The organism is Marisediminitalea alba, assembly GCF_002993365.1.
GTDB lineage: Bacteria > Pseudomonadota > Gammaproteobacteria > Enterobacterales > Alteromonadaceae > Alteromonas > Alteromonas alba.
Genome location: NZ_PVNP01000036.1, coordinates 1 through 5306, shown reverse-complemented (window position 1 = coordinate 5306; position 5306 = coordinate 1). Strand labels below are relative to the sequence as shown.

Here is a 5306-nt window from a genome sequence, read left to right as displayed (position 1 = left end):
GGCGGGAGGTGTTAAGGTGATAGATAAAGTCTTTCATATTCAGAATGTTAACGCCTATCACAGCCGTCTGAAAGCGTGGATGAAACGGTTTCACGGAGTAGCCACAAAATACTTGGAACACTACCTGGGTTGGTTCAGGTTTATGGATAATCCAGAAAACCTTAACGAAAACAGGCTCTTTTCGATTCAACAACAGTTAATCCGAACATAGCCTTAATAAATTAAACCAGGTGGCTAAGGTATCTGAAAGCGGCCAGTTAAATCAGGCCAGACAGGCCTGTTTACAGCTGGTAAGCCTGATCAATGAGCAGCTTATCCAACCCGGTAAAGTGAGCATTGCTAATCAGGACTACTTTGCCAAAGCCAGTCATACCATGGAGCAATGCAATACCCTGCTGGATAACGAACTGACTGCGATTGTTGCCCGATTTAATGACTAATACCCGATCACACGGGTTGCATTGCGGCTGCGGGCAAAATGGTACGTCCTCTACCCTGCTTTTTGGCAGTGTAGAGTAACTGATCGCAGTGGGCGATTGCCTGATCGATATCCTCGTAAATACTGAGTTCAACTAGTCCACAAGAAAAAGATACCGCAAATTTCTCATTCGTACTCTGCCAATTGGTAACGGCCTGCAATGCACTTCGGATATCATCCATCACTTCTTGTGCCTGGTGTACAGTAGTGTCTTTTAACAGTAGCAGGAACTCTTCTCCACCGTAGCGACAAAACTGGTCGGTACTGCGCAACCGTTGGCGAATAAGCTGGCTGCACTTAACCAGCACTTCATCACCGGTTTGATGGCCGTAGCTATCGTTAACCTTTTTGAAGTGGTCGATATCAAGTAACGCAATACAGTTACCCTGACGAGGCTTAGCAAATACCTTGGTCAGCAAATTAAACATAAAACGCCGGTTGGGTGCGCTGGTAAGCGGATCGGTGTATGCCAACTGATGGATCCGCCGTCGCTGCACAAATAACCAGGCTGCAAGAGTGCCAATTAACAATACTACCAGTAACATGATAATCGTTTTGAGGTTGGCAGTTTCAATGGCTTGCTGTTGGGCCTCATTTCTGCGTTGAATATTTTCCAGGTTAAGCAGTGTTATGTCTGACGCCATCTCATCGCCCCAGCTATCCAGTCTCTTTTCAAGAGCAGTGACAACATAGGCTTGTTCCTTTTCAAGCCTGGCTAAGCGGATTTCCTTAACAAGTGAAGCATCGTTACTAGTTTCAGCTATAAACACACGCAATAGCGACAAGTGCTTTAAATCCAGGCTACTAAACCTATCGGGATTTTTCGATATCAGGGTAGAAAGTTCGTTCACCAAGGTATTAGCTCTGGCTGAGTTGCGTTTTAATCCGGCCTGAATTGACTGTAAGACCAGCATTCTGCTTTGCTCAATGATGTCCCACTCTTGCGGTGAACTTTTCAGGCGAGCCATTTCTACCAGCTGCAATGCAGCCTGTAAATCACCCGGTTTGTTGCGGCGTGCATACACCGATACTTTGGCAATTAATGCATACAATTGGTTGGAAGGGCTCAGAGATTGAGCGAGAAATATTAACTCATCTGCATAAGCCATCGCTTCATCGTACTTTTGCATTTCACTGGTCAGGTTTACCATTACAAAGTATTCCTGTAAGTAGCGTCTGCTTTTCGAGTTACTCCTTATAAGGTTAAAAAAAGTTACACCGTATTGATAGGCGGCTTCGAAAGCACCGAGATCGTATAAATTGGCAAATAAAAGGAATAAAGCCAGTTCACGATCATAAAAAACGTTCGGCTGTGGATATTCATCATTGTTTTTAAGTGCTGGCATTGCGTATAACAGTTCCGAAATGCCACTTAAAACATCATTACCATAGTCAAAATAATATATCGCCAGGGCCATTGCGACTTGCGCAACAGCCGCTTTGTTGCCAGACAGCAACAACTGCTTTTTCAGATATAACAGGTTTTCCTGTGCATTTTCCCATTGAATCAGACTGCCAGCCCGGAAACTGGCATATAACAGCTCATCAAGTTTCTGGAAGGTTTGCCAGTCTTCCTCAGCTGGCGCACTGACCTTTGGCACTTTCATATAGTCTTCAAACTCTGCCGGTTCTCTTAAATATAAATAACGGAAAATACGAGCTAAGGATGTATCGGCAGAAAGCAAATCAGTGTGATTTACTGCCTCAACAAAAGCTCCTGGCTCGCCATGAAAATGGTTAAGCAAACCGACATATTGATGGAGCCTGGACTTGTCATCGCTGCTAACAGCATTGAAAGAAACAACAGCGAATAAAATAGAAAGAAAAACGCGGCAGACGTGATTAGCTTTAAACACAAAAATCCCTTTAGTGCGTTAACGACAAACTAGTAAGGATAATCTACCTTTAAGATCAGATAGATGCAATCACCGTGAAATCATTGGTGCAAAAGAAGTCAGCAATAAAATTGCACAATAATTTTTAGAATAACAGCTAAACCACGATGCCCGTTGCTACGAACATCGTGGGTAGTTTGATGTGTTATGTGGCTTTGCTATCTGGCAACCAGAACAACTCCGCCCTGCCCCTTTAATGACAGCGTCATCCTGCCACTATCAGGTACGGTAACCGTTTTGCTTTGCGTTTTATTATTAGCGTTATCAAACAGTAATTGCACGGTTTTTCCGGCCAGCATGGGCAAGTTAACCGGAAGTTCATTGGCGCTCTTCTCACCATTTACTGCTACTACATACCAATTACTGCCATTGCGCCTGGCCAGTACAACGTGTTTTCCCGGATAGCCGTCGACAAACTGCGTTTCGTCCCACGTCGAAGGGACTTCGCGAATAAAGTCGAGCACATGCTCTGGTTGTTCATTGAGGTTATTAGGCGTTAAGCCAAAATGCTGGACCGCTGATTGATACAGAACACTGGTAGCCAGTTCGAAGGTGTCGGTAGTTGAACGAATAGTGCCTCGCTCCTGATCGCGGGATAAGCGATCATTTAAAAATACCGGCGCAAAATCCATCGCCGCCACTGTGTTGCGCGTAAACGGTAACATCGTGGCGTTGAACGCATGCATATCCAGGGAATGTTGATTAAACACCAGGTTCTCAGACGCTAATACCGCTTCAGAGGTTACAAAGTTAGGAAACATACGCTCCCACCCGCGGGGTAACGTACAGCCGTGAAAGGTAACGCCTATGCCATAGTCGTTGGCGTCTGACAGGATCCCTTCGTACAGGGCCATGGTGGCTTGTTTGTCACCGCCAAAGAAGTCAACCTTAATTCCTTTGACGCCAATCTTTTGCAACCAGGCCATTTCCTGCTTACGGGCAATAGACGTATTCATTTTATCCTGAGGCGTTTGTGGCGCATCGTTCCACCAACCGTTTGAGTTATACCACAGGATCACAGCTACATTTTTATCCGCAGCATACTGCACCAGCTCTTCCATTTTGTCGCGCCCAATGCGGGCATCCCACCAGTTATCAATCAGCACATATTCGAAATTTAACTCGGCGGCTAAGTCGATGTATTTGATTTGGTCTTCATAATTAATACTGTCATCCTGCCAGACAATCCAGCTCCAGGCTGCCCTGCCCATCTGATAATCTTCAGAAGGTTCATACAATGGCTTAACCACATCGTAACTTACCGTGGTCTCGACGATAGGTTCTAAATCCTCACCGACGGTAATCGTTCGCCAGGGTGTGGTAGCGGGTAATGCCATAGAAGCATAGGTATCACCGATCCCGGCATTCTCCCCCGGCTGAGGAAACGTTATCTGATAAATACCGTCAGCATTGCCTTCACTGAGGCGAGAACCTACGTAATGGCTGTCGACGCCGGTCTCCGACACCAATACCCAGCCTTTTTCAGCGTTCTTAAACAGCGCAGGAAATGTATAACCAACTCCATTTAAAGAGGGCTTGGTCATTTTTTCATCGTAGGTATAGGGCTCTTCATAACTTGGCTTGGTGCCATTCCAGCCGGTCATCGGTAAAGCTTGTGGAGTGATAAAGGTCGTTGCTTTGTCCGGTAGGTTAAAACTGGTGGCTTCGCTTAATACCTTAAAGCGGGTGGCTTCATTATTAGACACCACGTGGTAACGCAGTGCGATGTCGTTATCCGACACCTGAAAAATAATAGTTATCTCATCCCCTTTTGCATTACGAAAGCGACTGCTTAATCCGTTTGCCTCATAAGTCACCTGGCTGACTTTGGCTCTATCAAGTTTATATTGGTCCAGAATCAGGGCAACCGCATACTTTTACCCAAAAATAAGCTCTGCTCTGAATTCATCGGCCCAGCCAGCCATTTTGAGTTTGCTTCTCATGCTGGCTTTCTTGGGGTGTAAACGAGCCATATTCAAACAAAACCGCCTAATCACTCCGACATTTTCCGCTCCGTCCTCTTTGCGTATTCGGCTATCATCTTCTTTGAACGTCACGTCTAACACCCAGTGGACTTTATTTTCGACTTCCCAGTGTGCTCGGATAGCCTGGTTGACCGCAACGGGGTCAATATCCAGTGAACTGATGTAATATTGCGTTTCAGTGCTCACCTCTTTGTCTTTAAGGTGGCGCTCTCGTTCTATTTTGATAACACTGCGTATACCTTTCCAGTGCTGTGCTTCACTTATCCACTCACTGACTCTTAGTTGCTGGCACCGGCGTACTTCAATTCGTCCATGGCCAGAATCAGTCTGTTCATTACAGGCAATCCAAGCGGGATTATCCCTCTCTACCTTATGGAAATAGGCGGCAATTTCATCGCGTAGTTGTTTGTGGTTATTTTTGATGCAGAGCACATAATCTGCGTTCTCCGAGCTGATTTTCTCGACTATCTTTTTCTGAGAGTTCATGGCATCTGCACTGATAAGAGCGCCTTTAATATTAAGCGTGTCGAGTAGGTCCAATACCGAAGCATTCTCATTTTTCTTGCCCGATGACTTCAGTTGCGCAAGCACTAAACCTGCATCTTTGCTCCAGGCGGTAATGCTATGTAATGCCGTTTGCTTATCGCCATCGTAGGAATGACGAAGTGTCTTACCGTCGATGGCAATTTGAGGCTTACCCGTTTCAACACGCACTTCATTCACCCAATTCATAAAGGCTTTATTTAATTGTTCAGGGCATATTACTCGGACAATTCGGGCAATGGTATCGTCAACAGGAATGCCGTTTTCAAAGGGACGGTATTGGCGCAACCAATCAAGTTTATCTCGACCAAACACTTCTATATCGCTCCAACCCTCTGCTCCAGAAAGGACTGCACTCACAGTCAGAAATATCACATCAATAAAGTCATGTTGAACATTAATTTG

The 5306-nt window shown here is 45.4% G+C and carries 4 protein-coding genes and 1 pseudogene; 2 read left to right on the top strand and 3 right to left on the bottom strand.

Annotated features, from left to right (window positions below; genetic code table 11):
- A pseudogene (locus tag C6Y40_RS04575) lies at window positions 1–211 on the top strand (IS1595 family transposase); the annotation flags it as partial.
- A 19-nt stretch (window positions 212–230) separates the two neighbouring features.
- Window positions 231–440, top strand: coding sequence for a hypothetical protein (locus C6Y40_RS04570; protein ID WP_105933557.1), 210 nt, complete (start codon window positions 231–233; stop codon window positions 438–440).
- A 7-nt stretch (window positions 441–447) separates the two neighbouring features.
- On the opposite strand, the gene C6Y40_RS04565 is transcribed toward C6Y40_RS04570, so the two are convergent.
- The 3 genes from C6Y40_RS04565 to C6Y40_RS04555 form a co-directional block, all read right to left on the bottom strand.
- Window positions 448–2334 (bottom strand): GGDEF domain-containing protein, encoded by a 1887-nt coding sequence (locus tag C6Y40_RS04565; RefSeq protein ID WP_105933556.1) that lies wholly within the window; start codon window positions 2332–2334, stop codon window positions 448–450.
- A 197-nt stretch (window positions 2335–2531) separates the two neighbouring features.
- Complete coding sequence (locus tag C6Y40_RS04560) at window positions 2532–4229, bottom strand: glycoside hydrolase family 97 protein (RefSeq protein WP_276309508.1); 1698 nt, start codon at window positions 4227–4229, stop codon at window positions 2532–2534.
- 21 nt (window positions 4230–4250) lie between these two features.
- A complete protein-coding gene (locus C6Y40_RS04555; protein ID WP_105933364.1) occupies window positions 4251–5303 on the bottom strand; it encodes an ISAs1 family transposase in 1053 nt (350 codons plus the stop codon).
- Between the last annotated feature and the right edge of the window lie 3 nt (window positions 5304–5306).